The sequence below is a fragment of the Nocardiopsis sp. iso_238 genome (assembly GCF_056173325.1).
The window spans coordinates 3,564,891-3,591,283 of record NZ_CM149668.1 but is presented as its reverse complement, the minus strand read 5'-3'; the positions used below and the strand labels follow the sequence as shown (position 1 = coordinate 3,591,283).

Genomic DNA, 26,393 nt, shown 5'->3' with positions numbered 1-26,393 from the left:
ATGGGGTCGGAGTCGGGAACTCCCGGACCGGATCCGGTTTGCTTTTCTGAGAATCCAGGTCGAACCGCCCTGAACTGGGACGACACGCCCATGGAAGCCCGGTGGAAACGCCCGGGAAGACGGCGCTTAGGCCACAATTGGCGCGGAAGCGTTCAAGACAGGTCCGTGGCGGATAACCTCTCATCATGAGTGTGCGGCGGATTATGGGTATCGAGACCGAATACGGGATCTCCGTGCCGGGAAACCCCGGAGCCAACGCGATGGTCACCTCCACCCAGGTGGTCAACGCCTACCTGGCCGCCTCGGCGGCACGGGCCAGGAGGGCACGCTGGGACTTCGAGGAGGAGAACCCGCTGCGCGACGCCCGCGGGTTCGACCTGGCGCGCGAGGTCGCCGACCCCACCCAGCTGACCGACGAGGACCTGGGCCTGGCCAACGTCATCCTCACCAACGGCGCGCGGTTGTACGTGGACCACGCGCACCCCGAGTACTCGGCGCCGGAGGTCACCAACCCCCGTGACGCGGTGCTGTGGGACAAGGCGGGGGAGCGGGTGATGGCCGACGCGGCCGCCCGCGCCGGTGCCACCCCGGGCATCGAACCGATCCAGCTGTACAAGAACAACACCGACAACAAGGGCGCCTCGTACGGGTGCCACGAGAACTACCTGATGAACCGGTCGACGCCCTTCGGGGACATCGTCCGGCACCTCATCCCGTTCTTCGTCTCACGGCAGGTGATCTGCGGGGCGGGCAAGGTCGGCATCGGGTCGGACGGCCAGAGCAGCGGCTTCCAGATCTCCCAGCGGGCGGACTTCTTCGAGGTCGAGGTGGGTCTGGAGACCACCCTGAAGCGTCCCATCATCAACACGCGGGACGAACCGCACGCCGATCCGGACCAGTACCGGCGCCTGCACGTCATCATCGGTGACGCCAACATGAGCGAGATCTCCACCTACCTCAAGTTGGGGACCACCGCGCTGGTGCTGTCGATGATCGAGGACGGCTTCCTCAGCGCGGACCTGTCCCTGGAGACCCCGGTGGCCGACCTGCGGGAGGTCTCCCACGACCCGGGGCTGACCCACCGGGTCCGGCTGCGGGACGGGCGCCGGATGACCGCCCTGGAGCTCCAGGGCGAGTACCTGGACCAGGCGCGCAAGTACGTGGAGGACCGCTTCGGCACCGACGTGGACCCCGACACCGCCGACGTCCTCGACCGTTGGGAGTCGGTCCTGTCCCGGTTGGCCGTCGACCCGATGGACCTGGCCACCGAACTGGACTGGGTCGCCAAGCTCAAGGTCCTGGAGGGCTACCGGTCCCGGGACGGGCTGGAGTGGTCCCACCCCCGGCTGCAACTGGTGGACCTCCAGTACTCCGACGTGCGCGAGGACAAGGGCATCTACAACCGCCTGGCCGCGCGCGGACGGATGCGGCGCCTGGTGGACGAGGCGGCGGTGGCCCGCGCCGTCACGGAGCCGCCGGAGGACACCCGTGCCTACTTCCGGGGCCGGTGCCTGGCCAAGTACGCCGACGAGGTCGCCGCTGCCTCCTGGGACTCGGTCATCTTCGACGTGCCCGGCTACGACTCCCTCCAGCGCGTGCCCACCCTGGAGCCGCGCCGGGGCACGAAGGAGCACGTGGGCGGTCTCCTGGAGGCCTCCGCCACCGCCGCCGACCTGCTGGCGGTCCTGGCGGGCAACCGGAGGAGCTGACCAGCGGTTCCCCGGGTGTCCCTCCGACACCCGGGGAACCGGCCCGGCCGTCCGCTCCGGGGAGCGGGCGTCAGTCGTGCCAGGTGCCGTCCGCGCAGCGCATCGGCCGTAGGCTCAGCGCCGTCCAGAGTTCCAGACGGGTCCGTGAGTCGGCCAGGTCGCGGCCGAGCACCCGTTCGGCCGTGCGCAGCCGGGCCCGCAGCGTGTTGCGGTGCACCCCCAGCTCCCGCGCCGTCTCCTCCACGTGCGCGCTGCTGTCCAGGTAGTGGCGCAGGGTGTGCGCCAGTTCGGTGCCGTTGCGCGCGTCGTGTTCCACGACGGACCCCAGTACGGCCTCGGTGAACGCCCGCGACCCGCTCTCGGGCACCGACGACCGCAGCAGCGCCCAGGCGTCGGCCTCGTCCACGTGCCGGTACCCCTGGGTGGAGACGGCGCCGCGCGCCCGGGCCACCGCCGACGCGAGTTCACCCGGGCCGCGCGCCCGGCAGGCCCCCGCCGCCGACACCCCGTCGAGCAGGGCGAGCAGCCGCTCGCCCGCGTAGGGACGGCCCGTGTCGGGCAGGACCGCCACCAGCTCCTCACCCAGACGGCAGAGCCCGCTCGACCCGGCCGCCTCCGTGTCGCCCAGTACGTCGACCAGGGCGTCGGCGGCGTCGTCCAGTGCGCCCGGGGCGGGAGACCGGAAGCAGACGACCTCCCAGGGCGGGGGCGGCAGGGTCAACGGCACCCCCACCGCCTGGCCCAGTGCGGCGGCGCGCAACAGCGGCGCGCGCTCCCGGAACATCGCCCGGCGCGCGTCCCGCGAGTGCAGCAGGTGCACGGCCAGCAGGGACGCGGCGTGGTTGGCGAGCACCCGGACGTTGGGGGAGGGCTCCGCGCAGCGCAGCGCCACCCAGCCGAGGGTGCGTCCGGTGGTGCCCAGGGTCTGTAGGAGGATCGACGCCCCGTCGTCGGCCAGCACCCGCATACCCGGAGTGGGCGCGGCGCCCAGCACCTCGGCGCGCACCTGGGAGTGCCAGCCGGGTTCGAGCTCGGGAACCGCCTGGCTCGTCATCGCGTTGCGGTCGAGCAGCAGGCACTCCCCGGAGGTGGCCGACACCAGTTCGCGCATCACCCCGGTCGGCCCCGAACGCAGGGCGGCGCGCGCCATCGCGTCCTGGGCGGCCAGCACCCGGCCCTGTTCACGGGAGCGCTCCGCCGCGTAGTGGTCGGCGACGGTCTCCACGACGGCGACGAACGACGTCTCGCCCTCGACCCGCAGGACGGGGAAGCCCAGCCGGTCGCCCTCGTCCAGGACCTCGGGCGGGATCTCGTTCAGCCAGATGTCGATGGCGAACGCCAGGCCCGCGCACCCCGCCCCGTGGAGCCGCCGTACGTAGGCCCGGTGCCCCGCGGCGTCGCCGCCCAGTCCGAGGCCGGCGGTCAGCACGAGTTCGCCGCCGCGCAGCCAGCGCACCGGGTCGGGCAGCTCGGTCACGTGCGCCCAGCGGACCACGCGGTCCAGCCCGGCGAACCCGGCGGAGGCGCTGACCTCCAGGTGCGGTGACGCGGTGATGTCGCGGACGGTGATGCTCACGGGCCCCTCCCGCCGTGCTCCGGCTGTGCGACCTGCACATTTGTCACGGTACAACCTGTGCGGACCATCCCGTCGCCGGTGGCGGTGGAGTGTCTACGGTCACAACAACACGCCGGATCACATCGGTCGTGGTCGCCGACGACCACGCCACGCGCCATCGGAGTTCCCATGTCAGAGCGGACCGCCCCCACGTCACCGCACCCCGCACGTGCGGCTGTGGCGGCCTTCGTCGGCACCACCATCGAGTGGTTCGACTTCTACATCTACGCCACCGCGGCGAGCCTGGTCTTCGCGACCCTGTTCTTCCCGGCCGACATCGACCCCATGGTGGGGCTGATGGCCTCCTTCGCCACCTTCTCGGTGGGCTTCTTCGCCCGCCCGCTCGGCGGCCTGCTGTTCGGCCACTACGGCGACCGGCTCGGCCGTAAGTCGGCGCTGGTCATCACCCTGCTCATGATGGGCGTGGCCACGTTCAGCGTGGGCCTGCTGCCCACCTACGAGCAGGTCGGGTTCGTCGCCCCGCTGCTGCTGGTGGTGCTCCGCTTCGTTCAGGGCATCGCCGTCGGAGGCGAGTGGGGCGGCGCGGTGCTCATGGCCGTGGAGCACGCCCCGGAGAACCGCAAGACCTTCTACGGTGCCTTCGCCCAGCTCGGCAACCCGGCCGGGGCGCTGCTGGCGACGGGTTCCTTCGGTCTGATCGCCGCCTGGGACACCGAGATCCTCTACGACTGGGGATGGCGCCTGCCGTTCCTGGCCTCGGTCCTGCTCGTGGCCGTCGGCATGGTCATCCGCTTCAAGGTGGAGGAGTCCCCGGTCTTCGACGCCGTGCAGGACGACCAGCCCCGGGGGCTCCCGCTCGGCTACGCCCTGCGCACCTCCTGGCGCACCCTCCTGCTGGGCGTGGGGGTGCTGCCGGTGGCCGTGGGCGGCTACTACATCGTCACCACGTTCCTCCAGGCCTACGGGGTCACCGAGGTCGGGATCAGCGAACAGGTCATCCTCACCGGTCTGACCATCGCGGCCTTCGTGGAGCTGGTGGTCACCCTCGGGGTGTCCTGGCTGGGCGACCGCTACGGAACCGTCCGGGTCGTCACCATCGGCCTGGTGGGTGTGGGCGTGCTGGCCCTGCCGCAGTTCCTGATCCTGGAGACCGGCAGCACCCTGCTCATCGTCCTCATGCTCTGCGTGATGCGCGTCGCCATGGCCACCGTCTACGGCCCCATCGCGCGGGTGCTGGCCCAGATGTACCCGCCCCAGGCCCGCTACACCAGCATCTCCATCGCCTACCAGACGGCGGGCGCGATCTTCGGCGGACTGGCGCCGCTGGCCTGCACCGCCCTGTTCGCCGCCACCGGCAGCATCCTGTCCGTGGTCGGGCTCCTGGTCGGCATGGTGCTGCTGAGCGTGGTCTGCCTGTCCCGCGCGCCCCGCTACCGGGACTCCGAACTGATCACCTCCGTCTGACCCGGCGCCCCCCGCTCCGACACCGCTCCGGTACCGCCGCCCCGCGTGGCGGCGGTACCACCCACTCCCGAGGAGGACCCACCCGTGACCGGTCTGCTCATCCACAACGCCCGCGTCCTGACGATGGACGACACCAACCCCACCGCGCCCGCCGTCGCCGTCCGTGAGGGCCGGGTCCGTCTGGTGGGCGGCGTCGAGGCGGCCCGTGCCGCCGCCGGACCCGGAGCCGTGGAGGTGGACGCGGGCGGCCGCACCGTCCTGCCCGGTTTCATCGACCCGCACAACCACCTGCTCTCCACCGCCGAGTCCCTGGCTGCGGTGGACGCGCGCTATCCCCGGGTGGGCAGCGCCGCCGACCTGGTCGCCGCGATCGCGGCCGAGGCCGAGCGCACCCCGTCGGGCCAGTGGATCCGTGCCTTCTCCATGGACGACGCCAAGTACCCGGGCGGTCGGCCCACCCGCCGCCACCTGGACGAGGCGACGACCGAGCACCCGGTGATCGTCTACCACGTCTCCGGCCACCAGGCCGTGGTCAACTCCGCCGCGCTGGCCTGGAGCGGGATCGGTGAGGACGTGCCCGACCCGGCCGGGGGCTCCTTCGTCCGCGACGAGGGCGGGCGGCTGACCGGGATGGTCACGGACGCGGCGATGGAACTCCTGCTGCCGCTGGCCGTGGACATCGGCTGCCACGGCCCCAACTTCCACACCGCGCTGCCCACCGAGCACCTGCTCGGCTGGCTGTCCGACGCGGCCGCGCCGTACCTGTCGGCGGGAGTGACCACGGTGTGCGACCCGCAGGTCTCCGCCCGCGAGCTGCGGGTGTACCGGGCGGCGCGCGCCGCGGGCACCCTGCCCCTGCGCACCTTCGGCATGCCGCTCTCGCACCAGCTCGACGCCCTGACGCAGGCGGGCCTCGCGAGCCCGTTCGGTGACGACTGGCTGCGCCTGACCGGGATGAAGTTCTACTCGGACGGCACCCTCCTGGGCGGCACCGCGAAGTTCAGCGTGCCCTACGGCGAGCGGGGTCAGTTCCCCGGCAGCCTCTACCACCACCCCGACCAGCTGGTGGACCTGGTGACGCGGGCGGCCCAGGAGGGGTGGCAGGTCGCGATCCACACCCAGGGCGACGCCGCGATGGAGCACACGCTGGACGCCATCGCCTCGGCAGCCCGGGTGTCGGGACCCGACCCGCGCCCCCGGATCGAACACTGCGGCTACCCGACGGTGGAGCAGGCCAAGCGCTTCACCGAGTACGGGGTCATCCCGGTCAACCAGCCCAACTTCCTGTACGACAGCGGCGGCGATTTCCTGCGTCGCCTGGGGGACCGCGCGCACCGGCTCCAGCCGATGCGTGAGGAGATCGACCTGGGGCTGCGCCCGGTGCTGTCCAGCGACTCCTTCGTCTCCAGCCTGCGCCCGATGGACACCGTGGCCAACGCCGTGTGCCGCACCACCCGGGAGGGGGCCGACATCGGGCGGGAGCAGGGCGTCACCCTGCACGAGGCGCTGCGCGCCCACACCCTGGACGCCGCGCACGCGCTGGGAGTCGAGGACCGTCTGGGGGCGCTGCGCCCGGGCTACCTGGCCGACCTGGTCGTCCTCGACGCCGACGTGGAGTCCCTGCCGCAGGACCGGCTGCGCGAGGTGAACGCCTGGCTGACCGTGCTGGACGGCGAGGTCGTCCACCGGGCCGCCTGAGCCGGGCGCGGACGCGAGCGTCCCCGCCCGCTGGACGCGGACGGGGACGCCTGGTGCCTGTGGTCAGCGGGCCGGAGACCCGCCGGTGACCACCGGGGTCAGGTCCTCAGACGGACGCCCCAGGAGTTCACCATGGGGGTGACCTCCTGGTAGAAGGTGGTCCCGCCGGTGCGGCAGTTGCCGGAACCGCCGGAGGTCACGCCCTGGGCCTGGGTGCCGGAGATGTAGGAGCCGCCGGAGTCGCCGGGCTCGGCGCACACGGTGGTCCGGGTCATGTTGGTGACGGTGCCCTCGGGGTAGCTCACCGACTGGCCGCGGGCCTGGATGGTGCCGCAGTGCCAACCGGTGGTGGAGCCGGAGCGGCAGACGGAGGAGCCGATGGGCGCCTGGTTGTGACCGGCGACGGTGGCGTACCCGCCGGTGTTGTAGCGGCTGACCAGGTTGGTCAGCGTGAAGTTGGAGGTACCGCGAACGAAGGCGGCGTCGTTGCCCGGGAAGACGGACTGCTCGAAGACGCCCCGGCCGTTGCCGATGGTCACCTGGGTGCCCACGCGGCCGCAGTGGCCGGCGGTGACGAACCCGGGCTGACCGGCGGCGTTGGTGGCCGCGAAGCCGACCGAACAGCGGCCGCCCATGGTGTAGGCCAGGCCACCGATGATGTCGGCGTAGAGCTCGGGCCGCGCACTGGTGGTCACCTCGACGGCCGAGGCGTCCACGCCGGCGTCCGCGAGCAGACCGCTGACGTCGGCTCCGGAACCCTCCAGGACCTCCAGGACGACGGTGTCACCCGCGACGTCCGGGTACCAGCCGACCACGCCGGGGACGGCGTCGGCGGCGTTGAGCTCCTGGACGATCTCGTCGAGGCCGTCGATGCCGTAGGAGACCAGTTCGGTCCCGGCGCCGGTGGCCTCCACGGCCTCGACCGCGGCGGCGTCGGTGACCAGGACGGTCAGTTCCAGGGTCTCGGTGTCGAAGACGGAGCCGCCGTAGGCGTCCCCGGCGGCCTCGGCCGCGGCCTCGTCGACCTCGAAGGCGGTGTCCTGGGCGGCCAGCAGCTCGTCGGCCTCGGACGGGGTCAGGTCGAGGTCGCGCTGGAGCGCTTCCTGCATGGAGACCGCGTCGGCCTCCGGGGTGGGTGACTGGGGAAGCGCTCCGGTGGCCGCGAGGGCGCCCGGGGTGCCGGACAGCACCAGGCCGAAGGCCAGGGCTCCCGTACCTATGGCGGAGACAACGGGGGAGGGTCGCATGGGGGTCCCTACTCTCCTGGGGGGATCAACGGGGGATCGGAGCCGAATTCCTTCGGCCCCTGTCGTTCACCGAGACATTCGGTAAACAACGCCTAACCATAGGTGCACGTTTTGGTGAGGGAAAGACCGCCAGAACGGTGCAGCATTCAGGGCTCGGTGGGGTCACCCGATGATGGGTCGCATGGCGGTCGCAGAACGTGGCGACACGAGCGGCCACCTTGCGGTTGTTGGAGTCGGTGCGCTACCGACCGAATCCGTTCCCCTGTCACAAGGGGGGCATTCTGGCCACATGCGGACACCGGTACCGCGTACCAAACGTGGCCGGGCGGACACACAGGTGTAACACCAGTGGTCACGGCTTCGCCAGCGTCCCCCTGGATGTGCGCAGTGCGTCCCTCTGTTCGATGTGTGGCACACGGGTCGTGGAGCGGAACGGCGACCGGGTGTGAGCGCCCATCGGAGGGTGTAGGGGCGCGAGCGGCGACACAGCGAACGCCCCCGCCCGCCGAACGGCGGACGGGGGCGCGGTCGCGCGGGAACCACATGGTCCCCGAACGGCCCTAGCTCGTGACGAGGCTGAGGTTCCAGGTGCTCAGCGCCGGGCCGACTTCCTGGTAGTACGTCGTACCACCGGAGGTGCAGTTGCCGGAGCCGCCCGAGGTCATGCCCTGGGCCTGGTCGTCGGAGATGAACGAACCGCCGGAGTCGCCGGGCTCGGCGCACACGTTGGTCCGGGTCATGTCGTTGACGGTGCCCTCCGGGTAGCTCACCGACTGGCCTCGGGCCTCGATGGTGCCGCAGTGCCAGCCCGTGGTGGAACCGGAGCGGCAGACGGCCGCGCCGACCGGGGCCTGGGTGGAGCCGCCGACGGATTGGGTGCCGCCGGAGCTGTACATGTTGACCAGGTTGGTGACGGTCCAGTTGGACGTGGACCGGACGAAGGCGGCGTCGTTGCCCGGGAAGATCGACTCCTCGAACACACCGGAGCCGCTGCCGTCCTCGCTGTCGGCGGAGGTGCCGACGGTGCCGCAGTGGCCGGCCGTCACGAATCCGTCGTTGCCCGCGCTGTCGGTGGCCGCGAAGCCCACCGAGCAGCGTCCGCCGCCCATGTAGTAGGCGTCGCCGCCGACGATGTCGGCGTACAGCTCGGGCGACTCGTCGGTCTCCTCCACCTGGACGGCGGAGGAGTCCACGCCAGCGGCCTCGATGAAGCCCTGGGCGTCGGACGCGTCGGTGGCCTCGACGACCACCGTGTCGCTGGCGAGGTCGGGGTACCAGCCGACGACACCCGGCTGGGCGCCGACCGCGTCGAGCTCGTCCATGATCGCCGCCAGGCCGTCGGTGCCGTGGGAGACCACCGAGGTCTCGGCGCCGGCGGCCTCGACGTCCGACGCCGGGCCGCCGTCCGTGAGCAGGACGGTCAGTTCCAGGGTGTCGGTGTCGAACACGGAGCCCGCGTAGGCGTCGCCGGCGGCCTCGGCCGCCGCCGTGTCGATCCCGAGGGCCTCCTTCTGGGCTTCGAGCAGGTCGTCGGCCTCGAACGGGGTGAGGCCGAAGTCCCTCTCAAGCGCTTCCTGCATGGTGGTCGCCTCGCCCTGGGGCGAGGGCTCGGCGGGGGCGGTCACGGCGGAGGCGCCGGGAGCGACCGAGAGCGCGAGCCCGAAGGCCAGCGCTCCCGTGCCGATCGCGGAGATGACGGGGGAGGGTCGCATTGATCCCTACTCTCCTTGGGGAATGGACGGGGGTTCGGGGGCGCGGCTCTCCTGAGGGGGAGACCCGGTCCCCGCGTGAGTTTCCGGCCGAACCGGGGAACTCGTTCGCTCACCGAGACAGTCGGTAAACGAATCCAAACCATAAGTGAACAGCTTGGGCAGCGAAAGCCCATGAAATGGATAATTCACTCAGGTGACGAGAGGATCATCCGATCACCGGGTTCGAGAAGGGGCGTCACTCTGGGTCGCGAGCCGCCTGACCTCCCGTTTTGGTGACTGGCTGTACGCGGATCACAAACTCGCCAGTAGGGCAAGGGGTGCTGTGTGGCCGGATGCGGACACTGGAACCGCGTGCCAACGGTGAGGGTGGGGCTACGTAGACGTACACGGCATGGTCAGAACGTCGCGGAGGGTGAAGATCAAGTTCGATCAGAGAACGAGTGTGCGCATGGCGCCCAAAGGGTGCGGGGGAGTGCCGCGACGTAGTGTCACGAAGGGGAGCGGAGCCGCGCGGCCGCCCTCCGGGGAGGACACGCCCGGGGCGGAGCCGGAGCTCGTGCCCGCGCCGCGTGCGGCCCGGCGGGACGATCCGAGGTAACTAGCGAGTATCGGGCCTGTGGAAGACGGTTGAGGCGGGGACCGTTGGGCCAAGATAAGGGCGAGGGCCCCGAACGGGAGGTAACGACAGATGGCGAATGACAACGGCGGCCAGAAGCACTCCTCGCGGCGTGAAGAGGAGGTCGAGGAGACCGAGGCGGCACCCGAGGCCCGGGAGCGCGACGAACAGCTGGACGAGGACGTCGACGACATCCTGGACGAGATCGACGACGTGCTGGAGAGCAACGCCGAGGACTTCGTGCGCCAGTTCGTGCAGAAGGGCGGTCAGTGACCGACGGGTTCGCTGACAGCGCACCCGGCCGTCACCGGCCCCCGGGGCGTACGGGACTAGGGTCGGTCCCACCGGCCGGTACCACCCCCGGCCCGTAAGGGAACGACAGACAGAGGGACGACAGGCGCCCCACCCGCCCCCGAGACGGGGTGGGGCGCGAGCGGAGGGAGTCGCGTGTTCGAAGGTTTCGAGGGCGGACGGATGTCGGCCGCATTCATGAGTGCGGGGACCTCGTCCTTCACCGAGTTTCTTCGGGAGGTCAAGCCCGAGCTGCTGCCCGGCCACCACGTGGGCTCGGCGGGCGGCTCCGGCACGGCGGAGCACCTCACCCCGGACGCGACGACCATCGTCGCGCTGACCTTCCCCGGCGGCGTCCTGCTCGCCGGGGACCGGCGGGCCACCCAGGGCAACGTCATCGCCAACCGCGACATGGACAAGCTCTACCGGACGGACGAGTTCTCCGCGGTGGCCATCGCCGGATCCGCCGGGATCGGCATCGAGCTCGCCAAGCTCTACCAGGTGGAGCTCGAACACTACGAGAAGCTGGAGGGGCGCTCCCTCTCCCTGGAGGGCAAGGCGAACAAGCTCGCCCAGATGGTGCGCGGCAACCTCGGCATGGCCATGCAGGGCTTCGTCGTGGTCCCCCTGCTGGTCGGGTTCGACGAGAACACCCGACAGGGCCGGGTGTTCAGCTACGACGCCGTGGGCGGCCGCTACGAGGAACAGCGCTACTACTCGGTCGGCTCCGGCTCGGTCTACGCCAAGGGCTCCATCAAGAAGCTCTACCGTGACGACCTGGACGAGACCACGGCGATCAGGGTCGCGCTGGAGTCGCTCTACGACGCCGCCGACGACGACTCCGCCACCGGCGGCCCCGACCTGCACCGCAGGATCTTCCCCCTCGTCGACGTCATCACCGAGGACGGGCACCGCAGGATCGGAGCCGACGAGGTGGCCCGCCTGGCGACCGAGGTCGTCGAAGGGCGCGCCGCCGACCCCGACGGCCCCAAGGCACGCCTGAGCTGAGGCGACCCGAGCCTCCACACCAGACCTCTCCCGACTAGGTAAGGAACGATCCGCGGTGTCGATGCCGTTCTACGTCGCCCCCGAACAGCAGATGAAGGACAAGGCGGACTACGCGCGCAAGGGCATCGCGCGCGGCCGCAGCGCCGTCGTCCTACAGTACGAGGGCGGAATCCTGCTGGTGGCGGACAACATGTCCCGCACACTGCACAAGATCAGTGAGCTCTACGACCGCATCGGCTTCGCCGCGGTCGGCCGCTACCCCGAGTTCGAGAACCTGCGCCTGATGGGCGTGCGCTTCGCGGACGTACGCGGGTACCAGTTCGACCGCCGCGACGTCAGCGGGCGTCAGCTCGCCAACATCTACGCCCAGACCCTGGGCACCGTCTTCAGCGAGAGCCTCAAGCCCTGGGAGGTCGAGATCGTGGTCGCCGAGGTCGGTGACACGGCTGCCGAGGACGAGATCTACCGCATCACCTTCGACGGCTCCATCGTCGACGAGCAGGGCTTCGTCGCGGTGGGCGGCTCCTCGGAGCACGTCTCGAGCCAGCTCAAGGACCGCTTCGCCGCCGACGCGCCGCTCAGCGCGGCGCTGAACGCCGCCACCCACGCCCTCGCCCACGAGAACGGCGAGGAGCGCGAACTGGAGGCCGGCAACCTGGAGGTCGCCGTCCTGGAGCGCTCCAGGGAGCACCGCAAGTTCCGCCGCATCCACGGCGACCGCCTGACCGCCCTCATCGAGGAGGGCAAGCGGGGCACCGCCGGGGACGAGGCCGACGAGTGATCTGACAGCACAACGGTGCGGCGCCACCCGGGCGCCGCACCGGCCGGGCTGGTGTGGACGACGCGGCCCCGTCGTCCACGCCACGGTGACGGAAGTTGGTGAGGCCGCGTGGAACGACGGATCTTCGGGCTGGAGAACGAGTACGGGGTCACGTGCACCTTCCGGGGGCAGCGCCGCCTGTCGCCGGACGAGGTCGCCCGGTACCTCTTCCGGAGGGTGGTCTCCTGGGGGCGCAGCAGCAACGTGTTCCTGCGCAACGGGGCCCGCCTGTACCTGGACGTGGGCAGCCACCCCGAGTACGCCACCCCCGAGTGCGACAGCCTCGTGGACCTGGTGGCCCACGACAAGGCCGGTGAGCGCATCCTGGAGGGGTTGCAGGTCGACGCCGAGCAGCGCCTCCACGAGGAGGGCATCGCCGGGGACATCTACCTCTTCAAGAACAACACCGACTCCGCCGGCAACTCCTACGGCTGCCACGAGAACTACCTCGTCGGCCGCCACGGGGAGTTCGGCCGCCTGGCCGACGTGCTCATCCCCTTCCTGGTCACCCGGCAGATCATCTGCGGGGCGGGCAAGGTGCTCCAGACGCCCAGGGGGGCGCTCTTCTGCGTCAGCCAGCGCGCCGAGCACATCTGGGAGGGCGTCTCCTCCGCGACCACCCGCTCCCGCCCCATCATCAACACCCGCGACGAACCCCACGCGGACGCCGAGCGGTTCCGCCGCCTGCACGTGATCGTGGGCGACTCCAACATGAGCGAGACCACCACCCTGCTCAAGCTGGGCTCCACCGACCTCGTGCTGCGGATGATCGAGGCCGGGGTGGTCATGCGCGACTACACCTTGGAGAACCCGATCAGGGCGATCCGCGAGGTCAGCCACGACATGACCGGCCGCCGCAAGGTGCGCCTGGCCAACGGCCGCGAGGCCAGTGCCCTGGAGATCCAGCGCGAGTACCTGGAGAAGGTGCAGGGCTACGTGGACCGGCACGGGACCGACGCGGTGGGTAAGCGCGTCCTGGACCTCTGGCAGCGCACCCTGGAGGCGGTGGAGACCCAGAACCTGGAGACGGTCCAGCGCGAGATCGACTGGGTGGCCAAGTACATGCTGCTGGAGCGCTACCGGGAGAAGCACGACCTCACGCTGTCCTCCCCCCGGGTGGCCCAGCTCGACCTCACCTACCACGACATCCACCGCGACCGCGGTCTGTTCTACTTGATGCAGAAGCGCGGCCAGATGGACCGCGTGGTGGGGGACCTGAAGATCTTCGAGTCCAAGTCGGTGCCGCCGCAGACCACGCGGGCCCGGCTGCGCGGGGAGTTCATCCGGCGGGCCCAGGAACAGCGGCGCGACTTCACCGTGGACTGGGTGCACCTCAAGCTCAACGACCAGGCGCAGCGGACCGTGCTGTGCAAGGACCCCTTCAAGTCGGTCGACGAACGCGTGGAGAAGCTGATCGCCGGGATGTGACCGGCGCTTTCGCACGGCCCCGGGGACCGGCCGAAGACGGCCACCCCGGGGCCCTCGTCCGCGCTCCCACCAGCCTCTTCGCTTTCGGAGACCGCTCGGGCCGGTTTCCCCTCGGCCGAAAACCGGATCGGGAGGCCTCCAGGGGCTGGCCACACTCCGACTGTTCGGTAGTGTGACCCTGTCCTGAGCCGGAAATCAGAGGTTGTGACCCATGCACCGACGTGCTGCCGCCCTCGCGGTGCCACTGACCGCCATCGCCTTGGCGGTCTCCAGCTGCTCATCGCTCCCGGAGGACTGGCGCACCCCCGCCTTCCTCAGCATGAACGACGACACGCTCGACTCCCGGTTGCCCCAGGTCACCGGTGATGTCGGCGAGGAGCCCGAGATCACCTTCCCCGACATCGAGCCTCCCGACGAGGAGATCTCCGGTGTCGTGAGCAAGGGCGCGGGTGAGGACGCCCTGGTCGGCGCGGACGACCTGGTCATCGCCAACGTCGTGCAGTACCAGTGGACCGCTCCCGGAGAGGGCGAGCCGGTCGAGGGGCAGTCCAGCTACGAGAACGGCGCTCCGGACCTGATCCGCATGGACCAGATGCCCGAGTACATCACCGAGACGCTGGTCAGCCAGCCCATCGGCAGCCGCGCGGTCTACGTCTTCCCGCCGCTGACCGAGGAGGAGAAGACCCAGGCCGAGTCCATGGGCCAGCCCGCCCCCGAGGGCGCCAGCGTCCTCGTGATCGACATGGTCGACCGGTTCAGCAAGGGCGCGGTCGTGCCCGGCGAGCAGACCGACGACGGCGGCGGCGACCTTCCGACGGTGACGCAGGAGGGACACAGCCAGCCCCGGATCGAGGTCCCCGACTCCGACGCCCCCGACGAACTCGAGGTCACCCCGCTCATCGAGGGCGAGGGCGCCGAGGTCGAGGAGGGCCAGCAGGTCATCGTCCAGTACACGGGCGTGCGCTGGGAGGCCGACGAGAACGGCGAGCACGAGGTCTTCGACTCCTCGTGGAACCAGGGCGGGGTCCCCTTCGACACCACCATCGGCGCCGGTGCGGTCATCAAGGGCTGGGACGAGGGCATCGTCGGCCAGAAGGTCGGCAGCCGCCTCATGCTGGTCGTCCCCGGTGACCTGGCGTACGGGAACACCGAGGAGGAGGCCATGGGCGCTCCCGCCGGTCCCCTGGTGTTCGTGGTCGACGTGCTGGGCGCCTACGACAACCCGCCGCCGCCCGAGGAGCCCGCGGAGGGCGCCGGGGGCGACGAGGTCGCCGAAGACCCGGAGGAGACCGAGGAGTAGCCGCCTCCCTCCGAACGAACGCGCACCGCCGCCCCCGCGAGCCCAGAGCTCGCGGGGGCGGCGGTGCGTTCGCGTCCGGGGCCCGTCCCCGGCCGTGGACGCACCGGAACCGGGCGGGAGCGGTGACGTGGCGGTGACACGCAGAACGGTGCCCGGCTGCCGGGGAGGCGCGGTCAGCGTGCGTAGAGTCGGCTACCCAAGGTGAGCAGCGGCGAGGGGGAGCCATGTCGGACCAGCGGCGGTACTGCTACGTGTCGGGTCTGCGCCTGGGCGTCCCGGCCCTGGAGGAGCTCTGCGCCCAGGGGAGCCCGCCGAGCCTGGTGGTCTCCTACCCCGCCGAACTCGCGCACCGCTCCGGCTACACGGACTTCGAGGAGGTCACCCGTCGGCACGGCCTGCCCCACCTGCGGGCGGCCGACATCAACACCGACGAGGTGCGCGACGCCCTCGTCGCCCACCGGATCGACCTGATGGTGGTCGCGGGCTGGTCACAGCTGGTCCACGAGGACGTCCTGGCCGCACTGCCCCTGGGCGGTGTGGGCCTGCACCCGTCCCCGCTCCCGGTCGGCCGGGGCCGCGCCCCCATTCCCTGGACGATCCTGCGCGACATGCGCTCCAGCGCCGTCACCCTCTTCCACCTGACACGGGAGGCCTTCTCCGGTGACGTCGTCGACCGGATCTGGTTCGACGTGGCCGAGGACGTGACCGCGTCCGGCCTGTACGAGCGGACCGGGCACCTCCAGTCCGAACTGCTCGTGCGCAATCTCGACGCCCTCCTGGAGGGAAGCGCGCCCCGGCGCCCACAGAGCGGGCACGGCTCGGAGTGGCCCCGGCGCCGCCCCAGCGACGGCCACCTCGATCTTGCGGCGGCCGGACGGGACGTGGACCGGATGGTGCGCGCCCTGGCCGACCCCTACCCCGGCGCCTTCGCGATGTTCGGCGGCGCCCGGATCACCCTGTGCGGCGGACGTGTCCGCGACGAGGTCGCGGGCGGCGACCCGGGGCAGATCGTCTCCGCTGGCCCTGGCCGCGAATGGGGTGTGACCTGTGGTGACGGCAGCGTGTTCGTGCCGGAGTCGCTCCGGGTGGACGAAGGAGTGCGCGCCGAACCGACCTCCCTGGCCATGTTCCGGCCCGGTCGCTACTTCGACGTACCCTCCGACCACATGATGGCCGCGACCCGTCGCACGCCGATCCCCGGATCCGAGCGTCCCTACCTGGGCGCCCAGTACGGAGGGGACCACGACTCCGACCTACGGGTCGGTCCGGACGAACGGCGCGACCTCAACCCCCGATGAGTGTGGCGGCGTGGCGCCCGGCGGCCGCCGCGCTGAGGAAGGCCGACCGGTCCTCGTCCAGCCCGCGCCCCATGGTGGACACCTTCACGGGAAGCGCGCGCACCTCGTCCTCCAGGCCGTTCACCGACACCTCCACCAGCGTGTGGCGCTCTCCCAACGGCCAGGCCTGGTCGCGGACGCGCTCGCCGAAGAATCCCGGCAGCCGGGGCACCACCACGTCCGCGGGGGCCAGGGCCACCCGCCCGTAGGCCGTCAGACTGTGGTGTGACACCCCCCGGTGCCGTTCACGGGTGTCGGCCTCGCTGACCCTCAGGCTGGCCACCGGGCGGCCGCCGAGGACGGCGGCGGCGTTGACCGCCTCACCGCAGGAGACACCGGAGAACCCCCACGGGGTACCGGTCCCCAAGTTGCCCGGTCCCTGGCAGACCACCGCGATCTCCGCGTCCAGCACGTGCCGGGCGGCCAGCAGACCCGAGTGCACGGTGACCGCCTCCAGGTCGCCGCCGAAGGCCTGACCGGTGGTCACACACCCCCGGAGCATGCCGTCCTCCCTCAACGCCCCCACGATCCGCGAGAACGCGGCGGGCAGCGCGCCGCCGTCGAGCATCACGTTGACCACCCGGGTCCCCGGACGCTCGATCCGCACCCCGGCCAGGACCGCGGGCAGCGAGGAGTGCAGGTCGGCCACGACCACGGGCATCCCGTCGATCCCCACGGCCTCGCGCAGCACCTCGTGGTGAGGCGCCCCCTGTTCGTCCGCGCCCAGTACGGTCGCCTGGAGCGGCGTGTAGCGGGCCTTCACCAGGTGCCCGGGGCCCTCGCGGTCGGCGGGCAGGCGGTCGGGCACCGCCACCACCATGGCGTATCCGCCGGTGCCCAGACCCAGGTCCAGGGCGCCGGTGTTGAGAAGGACCGCGTCACCCACGTCGGGGGTGCCCACCAGGTCCGTGTAGGCCAGGGCGGTGCAGGTCGTGGTCTGATCCGGCCCGTCCCCACTGACGGGCACCGAGACCGCGCACACACGGACTCCGGGCCAGGAGGGCAGGATCTGAAGGACTTCACCGCGGCGCCACCGGATCATGCTGGGCACGGTACCGTCGGACCTGAACCGAAGGTGGGAGGACGCGCCCTCGCGGCCCCGCCCGGTCCACCACAGCGGGCAACACAGCGGGCTAGAGGAGTGCGGACGATGTCGCGCAGGAAGACCGAACGGCAACTGAACCTGGTCATCTGCCTGTTGTCCACGCGGCGCCACCTGACCGCCCAGGAGATCAGGGCGACGGTGCAGGGCTACGCCGAGGCCGACACCGAGTCGGCGTTCAAGCGCATGTTCGAGCGGGACAAGCGGGAGCTGCGCGACAGCGGCATCCCCATCCAGGTCGGTACCGGTGACGCCTTCAGCGGTGAGGAGGGCTACCGGATCTCCCGTTCGGACTACGAGCTGCCCGAGATCGAGCTCCTGCCCGACGAGGCGGTCGTGCTGGGTCTGGCCGCCCGCGCCTGGCGCCACGCCTCCCTGGGCGAGGCCGCCGCCAACGCCCTCTTCAAGCTCCGCTCGGCCGGGGTCCCGGTGGACACCGAGGCCGCCCCCGGTCTGACCCCCGCCATGCGCACCGACGAACCCGCGTTCGGCCCCGTGTGGCAGGCGGTCCGGGACCGCCGTCCCATCTCCTTCGACTACCGCAAGCCCGGCGAGAGCGCGGCCCAGCGGCGCGAGGTCGAGCCGTGGGGCATCGTCAACCTGCGCGGGCACTGGTACGTGGTCGGCCACGACCGGCTGCGCGACGCCCGACGGGTGTTCCGTCTCGGGCGGATGCGGGGCGGGGTCACCGTCGTCCGGACCGGCCCTGACGTGGTGGTCCCCGAGGGGGTGGACCTGCGTTCGGTGGTCTCACAGCAGAGCGCCGTGCCCGAGCGCACCGCGACCCTGCGGGTGCGCACCGAGGCCGCCCACGACCTGCGCCGCCTCGCGCTCCGCGTGGTTCCGGGGGAGCGGGACAGCACCGGGGACGGCTGGGACACGCTCACCCTGCCCTACACCAGCACCACGGGGCTGGTGCGTCAGGTGGCCTCGCACGGTTCGCGCGCGGTGGTGGTGGAGCCCGAGCAGGTCCGCTCCGCGATGGCCGACCACCTGGCCGGGGTGGTGGAGGGCACCGCCGTGGCCGAGGAGACCGACCCCGCCGAGGGGTGGGAGGGCGCGGACGCCCCGGCGCGCGGCCCCCGCTCCGCCGACCAGCTGCGCCGTCTCCTCATGCTGGTCCCGTACGCCCTCGGCCGCGACGTGCGCGTGCCCGAGGTCGCGCGGCACTTCGGACTCAGTGAGAAGCAGGTGGTCTCCGACCTCAGCCTGCTGTGGATGTGCGGCCTGCCCGGGTACACCCCCGGTGACCTGATCGACGTCGACCTGGACGCGGCCCGCGAGACCGGCGAGATCATCATCGCCAACGCCGACACCCTGGCCCAGCCGCTGCGGCTGACCGCGGACGAGGCGGCCAGCCTGGTGGTGGGCCTGTCCCTGCTGGAGGCGCTGCCCGAGGCCCAGGGGATCGAGGGCGGTGCGCTCAGGCGGGTGGGCGAGAAGCTGCGCACCGCCGCCGGTTCGGCCGTGGGCGACCTGGCCGACGCGGTGCAGGTGCGGGTCGAGGTGGACGAGCAGGTGGCCCGGACCCAGCGGCGCTGCGCGGACGCCCTCAACAGCGGCCAGCGCCTGCACCTGCGGTACCTGTCGGGCTACCTGGACCAGGTGACCGAGCGCGACGTCGACCCCATGGGCCTCGTGGTCCAGGACGGCCAGACCTTCCTGGAGGGCTACTGCCACCTGCGCGAGGCCGTGCGGCTGTTCCGCCTGGACCGGGTCCTGGAGCTGACCGTGCTGCCCTTCGCCGCACAGGTGCCCGAGGGCGTGGCCCGCCGCGACCTGTCCGCCGGGGTGCTCCAGCGCTCCGAGCGCGACGCCCTGGTGACGCTGTCCCTGGAGCCCTCCGCGCGCTGGGTCACCGAGGACTACGTCTGCGAGTCGGTGACCGAACTGCCCGGCGGCGAGGCCCGGGCGACCCTGCGCACCCCGGCGCCCGCGTGGGTGTCCCGGCTGGCGCTGTCCCTGGGACGGGAGGGGCGCGTGGTGTCTCCGGTGGCGCTGGCCAAGGACGTCAGGGCCGAGGCCGAGCGTGCCCTGGGGCACTACCGCACCGCTCCGAACCGCGCCGAATTGGTCGAGACCACTTCGTCTCCGGAGTGACGCGCACCTGTTCACCGGGGGGTGGGGTGTAGGTCATCGCGGAAGGGATATGGTGAAGCCGTGATCGCCTTCGCTGTCCTCTGCGGCGTGTTCTGCGCAGGAGTGCTCGTCGTCGGCGCCCTCGGGACGAGGGTGCGCCGCGCGGCCTCCGCGCTGTCCGAAGGGGTGACACGAGCGGCGGGCGGGTACCAGGCGAGCAGCGCTGACCTGCGTGAGCGCGTCCGCCGTGGCGGTGCTGGGACATGACGGCCCCGCGGACGAACGCGCGTACCATCAGAGGCGCTTGGTCGCGCCCCACAGAGAGGTAGAACCATGGGACCGTTCAACGGACCTACCATCGCCATCCTGGTGATCCTGGCCATCCTGCTGTTCGGAGCCAAGAAGCTTCCGGACCTGGCCCGTTCCCTGGGGCGCAGCGCTCGCATCCTCAAGGCCGAGAGCAAGGGCCTGGTCGACGACGAGAACAACGAGTCCGAGGACCAGCAGGCCCAGCAGAACCAGCAGGCGCAGGCACAGCAGCAGGCCCCGCAGAACCCGGCGCCGCAGCAGAACCAGCAGCCGCAGCAGCAGGGCTACCCGCAGCTTCCCCCCGGTCAGCGCATCGTCAACGAGTCCGGTGAGCCGACCAACCAGACCTACAACAACTAGAACGTTCCGGTGGACCGGCGTGGTACCGGAAGGTGCCGCGCCGGTCGGCTGTCGTCAGCGGGGAGCGTCCGCACTCGGAGCGGGCCCAAGGAGAAGAGAGTGACCGCAAGATGAGGTCCCGAAGCCGATCGGCCAACCCGGACGCCCGGATGCCGCTCATGGACCACCTGCGCGAGCTGCGCAACAGGCTGGCCAAGGTGCTGCTCATCCTGTGCCTGGGAGCCGTGGTCGGCTTCGTCTTCTACGACCGGATCTGGGACTTCCTCACCCAGCCCTACTGCTCACTGCCCGCGTCCCAGGTGGTCGACGGCGGCGGCTGCTCCCTGATCGTCACCGGCCCCTTCGACGCCTTCTTCGTCGCCTTCAAGGTCTGGATCTTCGTCGGCGCCCTGGTCACGGCCCCGCTCTGGCTCTACCAGCTGTGGGCCTTCGTGGCCCCGGCCCTGCACAGCGGCGAGAAGAAGTACGCGTACATCTTCGCCCCGCTGGCCGGGATCCTCTTCGTCTCCGGCGCGGCCCTGGCCTACTCGATCACCGCGCTCGCCCTCCAGATGCTCTTCGGGTTCCTGCCCGAGGACGCCGACCCGTACCTGACCATCGGTGAGTACCTCAGCTACATGCTCATCATGATGAGCATGTTCGGTCTGGGCTTCGTCATGCCGCTGCTGGTGGTCCTGCTCAACATCGTCGGCATCGTCACCCACGAGGCCATCGCCAAGTGGCGCCGGGTCATCATCTTCTCCGCCTTCCTGGTCGCCGCCGTCATCACCCCGGCCGAGCCGATCTCCATGCTGGCTCTGGCCGTCCCCCTCGTGATCCTCTTCGAGATCGCCGAGGTGTTCTGCTTCTTCAACGACCGCCGCAAGAAGCGCCGCGACCCCACCAGCGATCTGGACGACGACCAGATCTCCGAGCTCGACGACCAGCCCTCGGAGCTGGACCACACGCCCGCCCCGCTGGAGGAGACCGACTCCGACGGCGGCTCCGGCAAGCGATCCTGAGCCGCCGCGCGACGCGCTAGGGTTCGGCTGGGGAGGTCCCGGACGCCCGCCGGGCCGGCACGGCCGTCCGGCCGGTCCGCCCCCTCGCAACGCTGGGACACCAAGGAGAGCCCCCTCCCGTGTGGGCTCCCGGACTAGGAAGTGCTGATGAGCGAGCAGACAGAGGCCAAGAGGGAACTGCCGCCCGAGGCCATGGGCAACGAGAAGTGGCACGACACCACGCACGCGGTGTGGTTGCGGTCCTCGCTGTCCAAGGAGGAGTCCGAGGCGGTCGTGGAGGTCGCGGAGTTCGACGACGGCTTCCGCGCGGTGCGCGACGGCAAGTCCCCGGAGAAGGGCACCCTGTTCTTCACCCCCGCCGAGTGGGAGGCCTTCGTCCTGGGCGCCCGTGACGGTGAGTTCGACATCCCGGAGGAGTACCTCACCGAGGAGGAGGCCGCGATCCAGCGCGGCGAGACCGAGGTCGAGGCGACCTGGGTTCCCTCCCCGCTGAACACGCCGGAGGCGATGGAGGAGTACCATCGCCGCCAACGTGAGGAAACCGAGCGGGAGTCCACGACCGAGGACGACTGATCGGGCCACCCGCACCCGGGCGCGCGGGTGTACGGGCTCCTCACCTGACCCCGTACACCCTTTCGTTCCCCTTTGTGGGTAGGTAAGGACCGGCATATGTCCCCTCATATCGCCCTTCTGGTCAACCCGGCCTCCGGCCGTCGCCGCGCCGCCGTCATCGCCGTGCGGCTGAAGGAGGCCCTGCGCGCCCAGGGCGCGCGCGTGCACGTCTACACCGGCCGATCGGCCGCCGACAGCCGCAGGCTGGCCAGGTTGGCCGCCGCGGACCGCCCCGACGCCCTGGTCGCGGTGGGCGGCGACGGCCTGGTACACCAGGTTCTTCAGGGAGTGGTCGGCACCGGGGTGCCCCTCGCGGTCATCCCGGCGGGCAGCGGCAACGACGTGGCCCGCGCCTTCGGAGTCCCCAAGGGGTCGGCCGACAGGATCGCGGAGGCGATCCTGGCCGGGCGTACCCGGGCCAGCGACGTGGTCCGTCTGACCACCGCCGACGGCCGCCAGCGGTACTACATGAGCGTTCTGGCCTGCGGCTTCGACGCCCGGGTCAACGAGCGCGTGAACAACTTCCGGTTCGGGATGGGCCGGTTCGGCTACCTCGTCGGACTCGCCGCCGAGCTCCGCTCCTTCAAGCCCATCGACTTCGAGATCGACGTCGACGACGAGCGGATCCGCGAACCCGGCATGCTCGTGGCGGTCGGCAACACCAGCGCCTACGGCGGCGGCATGCACGTGTGCGCCGAGGCCGTCCCCGACGACGGCCTGCTCGACGTGGTCTTCGTGAAGAAGGGGCCGCTCGGCCGTTTCCTGCGCCTGTTCCCCCGGGTCTTCGCCGGGACCCACCTGGGACTGGAGGAGGTGGTGTTCAGGCGGGGGCGCACCGTCACCATCCGAGGAGAGGCCGGGACCGCCTTCGCGGACGGGGAGCCCACGGGCGCTCCGACGCTGGTGTGCGAGGTGGTGCCAAAGTCGGTCGAGATGCTGGAGCTGACCTCATAGGCTGGGAATCCTATGAGTAGTCACTCCGAGCGTTACGCCGCCTTCCGCAGGCGCCAGAGCGCCTCCAGCGCCGCGATCGAGGCCTTCCAGGGGCTCTACGGGTTCGAGTTCGACCCCTTCCAGATCAGGGCCTGCAAGGCCCTGGAAAGCGGACACGGGGTGCTGGTCGCCGCGCCGACCGGTTCCGGCAAGACCGTGGTCGGTGAGTTCGCCGTGCACCAGGCCCTCAACGAGGGCACCAAGTGCTTCTACACCACGCCGATCAAGGCCCTGTCCAACCAGAAGTACAACGACCTGGTCCGGCGCTACGGCGCCGACCAGGTCGGGCTGCTCACCGGTGACAACAGCGTCAACGGTGAGGCGCCCGTGGTCGTCATGACCACCGAGGTGCTGCGCAACATGCTGTACGAGGGTTCGTCCACCCTGGGCGGGCTGGCCTACGTGGTCATGGACGAGGTGCACTACCTCGCCGACCGGTTCCGGGGCGCGGTCTGGGAGGAGGTGATCATCCACCTCCCCGAGTCGGTGCGGATGGTCGCCCTCTCCGCGACCGTCAGCAACGCCGAGGAGTTCGGTGAGTGGCTCCAGCAGGTGCGCGGCGACACCACGGTGATCGTCGACGAGAAGCGTCCCGTCCCGCTGTGGCAGCACGTGATGGTGGGCAAGCGGATCCACGACCTGTTCGTCGACGAACAACCGGAGGAGACCGGCGGCGAGGACGACGAGGAGGGCGGCGGCCGGAGCAGGCGCAAACGGGAGCGGCGCCGCTCCCAGCACCAGCGCCCGCGCGAGATCCAGGTGGGCGGGCGCAAGCTGCTCATCAACCCCTACCTGACCCGCACGGCGGAGGACGACTCCCGCACCACCCAGCTGGCCAACCGGCGCCGCCACCCGCAGACCCGGGCCCGGGGCAACGTGCGCCCGCGGACCCGCTTCGCCCCGCCCTCCCGGCCGATGATCATCGAGGAACTGGACGCCGAGGGCCTGCTCCCGGCGATCACCTTCATCTTCAGCCGGGCCGGGTGCGACGACGCCGTCCGCCAGTGCGTGGCCTCCGGTCTGGTGCTCACCACACCGGACGAGGCCGCCCACATCCGCGAGTACGCGGAGTCGCGCTGCGCGGACATCCCGCGTGCGGACCTGACGGTGCTCGGCTTCGACTCCTGGCTGCGCGCCCTGGAGGCGGGTATCTCCGCGCACCACGCGGGGATGCTGCCCACCTTCAAGGAGATCGTCGAGCACCTGTTCTCGAAGGGGCTGATCCGGGCGGTCTTCGCCACCGAGACGCTGGCCCTGGGCATCAACATGCCCGCCCGCACGGTGGTGATCGAGAAGCTCGACAAGTGGAACGGGGAGACCCACGCCTCGCTCACCCCCGGCGAGTACACGCAGCTCACCGGGCGTGCGGGCAGGCGCGGAATCGACGTCGAGGGGCACGCGGTCGTCGTGTGGCAGGCCGGGACCGACCCCGAGTCGGTGGCCAGCCTGGCGGGCACCCGCACCTACCCCCTCAACTCCAGCTTCCAGCCCTCGTACAACATGGCGGTGAACCTGGTCGGCCAGGTCGGCCGCCAGCGCAGTCGGAACATGCTGGAGGCGTCCTTCGCCCAGTTCCAGGCCGACCGCGCCGTGGTGGGCCTGGTCAAGCAGCTGCGCAAGCACGAGGAGGCCCTGGAGGGATACGCCAGCGCCGCCGAGTGCCACCTGGGTGACTTCATGGAGTACGCCGGTCTGCGGCGGGCCCTCAGCGACCGCGAGTCGGTGCTGGCCAGGAACCGGTCGGTCCAGCGCCGCGACGAGGCGCTGGAGAGCCTGGAGCGGCTGCGGCCGGGCGACATCATCCGCATCCCGGCCGGGCGCTACTCGGGCCACGCGGTGGTCCTGGACCCGGGGCTGCGCCACGACCTGCCCGCACCCCTGGTGCTCACCGTCGACAAGCAGGTCAAGCGGGTCAACTCCAGCGACTTCCCGGTGCCGGTGCACCCCTCGGGGCGCATGCGCATCCCCAAGTCGTTCTCCGCGCGCTCGCCGCGTTCGCGCCAGGACCTCGCCTCGACCCTGCGCAACAAGCTGAAGGAGCGGGGCACCGACCCGTCCTTCGAGCGGGGCGGGCGCCGGGGCGCCCAGGAGGACGCCGAGGTCCAGCGGCTGCGCACCGAGCTCAAGGAGCACCCGTGCCACGGCTGCTCCGATCGCGAGGACCACGCCCGCTGGGCCGAGCGGTACTTCCGTCTCCAGAAGGAGACCGACGCGCTGCGCCGCCGCGTGGAGGGGCGCTCGCACGTCATCTCCCGCACCTTCGACCGGGTGTGCGGTGTGCTGGAGGACCTGGAGTACCTCTCGGGCGACGACGTCTCCGAGGACGGCGGCAAGCTGGCCAAGATCTACTCCGAACTCGACCTGCTGGTCGCGGAGTGCCTGCGCCGGGGCGTGTGGGAGGACCTGAACCCCGTGGAGCTGGCGGCCTGTGCCGCCGCACTGGTCTACGAGGCGCGCCGCAACGACGACGCCTACCCGAGGCTGCCCGAGGGCAGGGTCGAGGAGGCGCTGACCGAGATGAACCGGCTGTGGGGCGAGCTCAACGAGGTCGAGGCGCGCCACCGCGTGTCGTTCCTGCGCCAGCCCGACCTCGGCTTCGTGTGGACCGCGCACCGTTGGGCGCGCGGCGACCGGCTCGACGCGATCCTGCGGCAGTCCGACATGACCGCGGGCGACTTCGTGCGCACCGCGAAGATGCTCGTGGACATGCTCAGCCAGATCGCCGGGGCCGCCGCCGACCCGCACGTGCGCGGCAAGGCCCGCAAGGCGGCCGACCTCGTCCGGCGCGGCGTGGTGGCCTACTCCTCCTTCAACTAGGCGTGAGGGCGCCCCGGTGGTCGAACCGGGTCATACGGGGCGCCATCATGGGATACGCACGGGACCCCTCCGGGGGCCTGTAGTCCGCGACACATCCTGAAACGAGGCTTCGTCCATGCTGCGCACCCTCATGAACGGCAAGATCCACCGCGCGACGGTCACCCAGGCCGACCTGCACTACGTGGGGTCGGTCACCATCGACGCCGACCTGATGGACGCCGCCGACATCGTCGACGGCGAGCAGGTCCACATCGTCGACATCGACAACGGCGCCCGCCTGGTCACCTACGCCCTGGTGGGTGAGCGGGGGAGCGGGGTCATCGGGATCAACGGCGCCGCCGCGCGCCTGGTGAGCCCCGGGGACCTGGTCATCATCATCGGTTACGCCCAGGTGGACGAGCGGGAACGGGCCGACCACGTCCAGCACGTCGTGCACGTGGACGGGGAGAACCGCGTCGTCGCGCTCGGCAACGACCCGGCCGAGCCGGTCCCGGGCAGCGATCTCGTCGCCGGTCGCTGACCGGACCCGCGCCATGCGACGCCCGTGCCCCGGCACGGGCGTCCGTGTTCGCGGAAACCCCCCGAAATGGCCGGTTCCGGCCTGATCGGACATCCGGGTCCCGGGTATGTCCACAGGCGCCATGGACGAACGGGACGAGGAACGGCGCCGGGTCGCCGAACACATCGAGTGGCAGAAGCAGGGCGCCTGGGTCGTCCTGTGGGGCCCCTACACCCGGCGGTTCTGGGCGTTCGCGCGCTGGCCGGTGATCCCGGTCGGCGGGGTGGTGGTGCACGCCGACGACCCCGACCTGCTGTACGCGGAGATGCGCTACGTCGAGCGCGAGCACGACTTCCTGCGGTGGCGCTACGGGCGGGGCTGACGGGGCGGACCCGGCCTGGTCCGAAAAGGTGCG

Annotated in this window: 22 protein-coding genes; 18 read left to right on the top strand and 4 right to left on the bottom strand. The window is 71.2% G+C overall.

Features of this window, described 5'->3' with window-relative positions; all coding sequences use genetic code 11:
• Window positions 1-185 precede the first annotated feature (185 nt).
• Window positions 186-1,709, top strand: a complete 1,524-nt coding sequence (gene dop, locus AC0VYL_RS16065; protein WP_475453913.1) for a depupylase/deamidase Dop — start codon at window positions 186-188, stop codon at window positions 1,707-1,709.
• 70 nt (window positions 1,710-1,779) lie between these two features.
• Here the strand turns inward: dop and AC0VYL_RS16060 are convergent, their stop codons facing one another.
• A complete protein-coding gene (locus tag AC0VYL_RS16060; protein WP_475453911.1) occupies window positions 1,780-3,285 on the bottom strand; it encodes a PucR family transcriptional regulator in 1,506 nt (501 codons plus the stop codon).
• Between the two features lie 168 nt (window positions 3,286-3,453).
• Here AC0VYL_RS16060 and AC0VYL_RS16055 point away from each other — a divergent pair, with 168 nt between their 5' ends.
• A complete protein-coding gene (locus AC0VYL_RS16055) occupies window positions 3,454-4,749 on the top strand; it encodes an MFS transporter (RefSeq protein WP_475480629.1) in 1,296 nt (431 codons plus the stop codon).
• A gap of 84 nt (window positions 4,750-4,833) precedes the next feature.
• Window positions 4,834-6,447 (top strand): amidohydrolase, encoded by a 1,614-nt coding sequence (locus AC0VYL_RS16050; protein WP_475480628.1) that lies wholly within the window; start codon window positions 4,834-4,836, stop codon window positions 6,445-6,447.
• 98 nt (window positions 6,448-6,545) lie between these two features.
• Here AC0VYL_RS16050 and AC0VYL_RS16045 read toward each other — a convergent pair whose 3' ends face one another.
• Both AC0VYL_RS16045 and AC0VYL_RS16040 read right to left on the bottom strand, forming a co-directional pair.
• Window positions 6,546-7,694: a S1 family peptidase gene (locus AC0VYL_RS16045; RefSeq protein WP_475480627.1), complete on the bottom strand. Its 1,149-nt coding sequence runs from the start codon at window positions 7,692-7,694 to the stop codon at window positions 6,546-6,548.
• A gap of 560 nt (window positions 7,695-8,254) precedes the next feature.
• A complete protein-coding gene (locus AC0VYL_RS16040) occupies window positions 8,255-9,406 on the bottom strand; it encodes a S1 family peptidase (RefSeq protein WP_475480626.1) in 1,152 nt (383 codons plus the stop codon).
• 688 nt (window positions 9,407-10,094) lie between these two features.
• On the opposite strand from AC0VYL_RS16040, the gene AC0VYL_RS16035 reads away from it, so the two are divergent.
• From AC0VYL_RS16035 to AC0VYL_RS16010, 6 genes are all read left to right on the top strand, one after another.
• A complete protein-coding gene (locus tag AC0VYL_RS16035; RefSeq protein WP_475453901.1) occupies window positions 10,095-10,295 on the top strand; it encodes a ubiquitin-like protein Pup in 201 nt (66 codons plus the stop codon).
• Window positions 10,296-10,469: 174 nt separating this feature from the next.
• Window positions 10,470-11,321: a proteasome subunit beta gene (gene prcB, locus AC0VYL_RS16030; protein ID WP_475453899.1), complete on the top strand. Its 852-nt coding sequence runs from the start codon at window positions 10,470-10,472 to the stop codon at window positions 11,319-11,321.
• A 55-nt stretch (window positions 11,322-11,376) separates the two neighbouring features.
• The gene (gene prcA, locus AC0VYL_RS16025) at window positions 11,377-12,102 is read left to right on the top strand and encodes a proteasome subunit alpha (RefSeq protein WP_475453897.1); all 726 of its coding nucleotides are present in this window, start codon (window positions 11,377-11,379) and stop codon (window positions 12,100-12,102) included.
• A gap of 108 nt (window positions 12,103-12,210) precedes the next feature.
• Complete coding sequence (gene pafA, locus AC0VYL_RS16020) at window positions 12,211-13,569, top strand: Pup--protein ligase (protein WP_475453894.1); 1,359 nt, start codon at window positions 12,211-12,213, stop codon at window positions 13,567-13,569.
• Window positions 13,570-13,780: 211 nt separating this feature from the next.
• Window positions 13,781-14,869, top strand: a complete 1,089-nt coding sequence (locus AC0VYL_RS16015) for an FKBP-type peptidyl-prolyl cis-trans isomerase (RefSeq protein ID WP_475480625.1) — start codon at window positions 13,781-13,783, stop codon at window positions 14,867-14,869.
• Window positions 14,870-15,093: 224 nt separating this feature from the next.
• Window positions 15,094-16,167, top strand: coding sequence for a methionyl-tRNA formyltransferase (locus AC0VYL_RS16010; RefSeq protein ID WP_475480624.1), 1,074 nt, complete (start codon window positions 15,094-15,096; stop codon window positions 16,165-16,167).
• Here the strand turns inward: AC0VYL_RS16010 and AC0VYL_RS16005 are convergent.
• Window positions 16,154-17,248 (bottom strand): DUF3866 family protein, encoded by a 1,095-nt coding sequence (locus AC0VYL_RS16005; protein ID WP_475453887.1) that lies wholly within the window; start codon window positions 17,246-17,248, stop codon window positions 16,154-16,156. The two genes, AC0VYL_RS16010 and AC0VYL_RS16005, sit on opposite strands and share 14 nt — an antisense overlap.
• 108 nt (window positions 17,249-17,356) lie before the next feature.
• Here AC0VYL_RS16005 and AC0VYL_RS16000 point away from each other — a divergent pair, with 108 nt between their 5' ends.
• From AC0VYL_RS16000 to AC0VYL_RS15960, 9 genes are all read left to right on the top strand, one after another.
• Complete coding sequence (locus AC0VYL_RS16000) at window positions 17,357-19,408, top strand: helix-turn-helix transcriptional regulator (RefSeq protein ID WP_475453884.1); 2,052 nt, start codon at window positions 17,357-17,359, stop codon at window positions 19,406-19,408.
• A 60-nt stretch (window positions 19,409-19,468) separates the two neighbouring features.
• Entirely contained in the window at window positions 19,469-19,654 is a 186-nt protein-coding gene (locus AC0VYL_RS15995) for a hypothetical protein (protein ID WP_475453881.1), read from the top strand.
• A gap of 66 nt (window positions 19,655-19,720) precedes the next feature.
• Window positions 19,721-20,056 (top strand): Sec-independent protein translocase subunit TatA, encoded by a 336-nt coding sequence (gene tatA, locus AC0VYL_RS15990; RefSeq protein ID WP_475480623.1) that lies wholly within the window; start codon window positions 19,721-19,723, stop codon window positions 20,054-20,056.
• 149 nt (window positions 20,057-20,205) lie between these two features.
• Window positions 20,206-21,057, top strand: a complete 852-nt coding sequence (tatC, locus tag AC0VYL_RS15985; protein ID WP_475483527.1) for a twin-arginine translocase subunit TatC — start codon at window positions 20,206-20,208, stop codon at window positions 21,055-21,057.
• Between the two features lie 147 nt (window positions 21,058-21,204).
• Complete coding sequence (locus AC0VYL_RS15980; RefSeq protein WP_475453875.1) at window positions 21,205-21,630, top strand: DUF397 domain-containing protein; 426 nt, start codon at window positions 21,205-21,207, stop codon at window positions 21,628-21,630.
• A gap of 96 nt (window positions 21,631-21,726) precedes the next feature.
• On the top strand, window positions 21,727-22,623 hold the full coding sequence (locus AC0VYL_RS15975) for a diacylglycerol/lipid kinase family protein (protein ID WP_475453873.1): 897 nt from the start codon (window positions 21,727-21,729) through the stop codon (window positions 22,621-22,623).
• A gap of 12 nt (window positions 22,624-22,635) precedes the next feature.
• Window positions 22,636-25,479, top strand: coding sequence for a DEAD/DEAH box helicase (locus tag AC0VYL_RS15970; protein ID WP_475453870.1), 2,844 nt, complete (start codon window positions 22,636-22,638; stop codon window positions 25,477-25,479).
• A 115-nt stretch (window positions 25,480-25,594) separates the two neighbouring features.
• Window positions 25,595-25,999, top strand: coding sequence for an aspartate 1-decarboxylase (gene panD, locus AC0VYL_RS15965; RefSeq protein WP_475453867.1), 405 nt, complete (start codon window positions 25,595-25,597; stop codon window positions 25,997-25,999).
• 121 nt (window positions 26,000-26,120) lie between these two features.
• A complete protein-coding gene (locus AC0VYL_RS15960; protein ID WP_378744094.1) occupies window positions 26,121-26,360 on the top strand; it encodes a hypothetical protein in 240 nt (79 codons plus the stop codon).
• Window positions 26,361-26,393 lie beyond the last annotated feature (33 nt).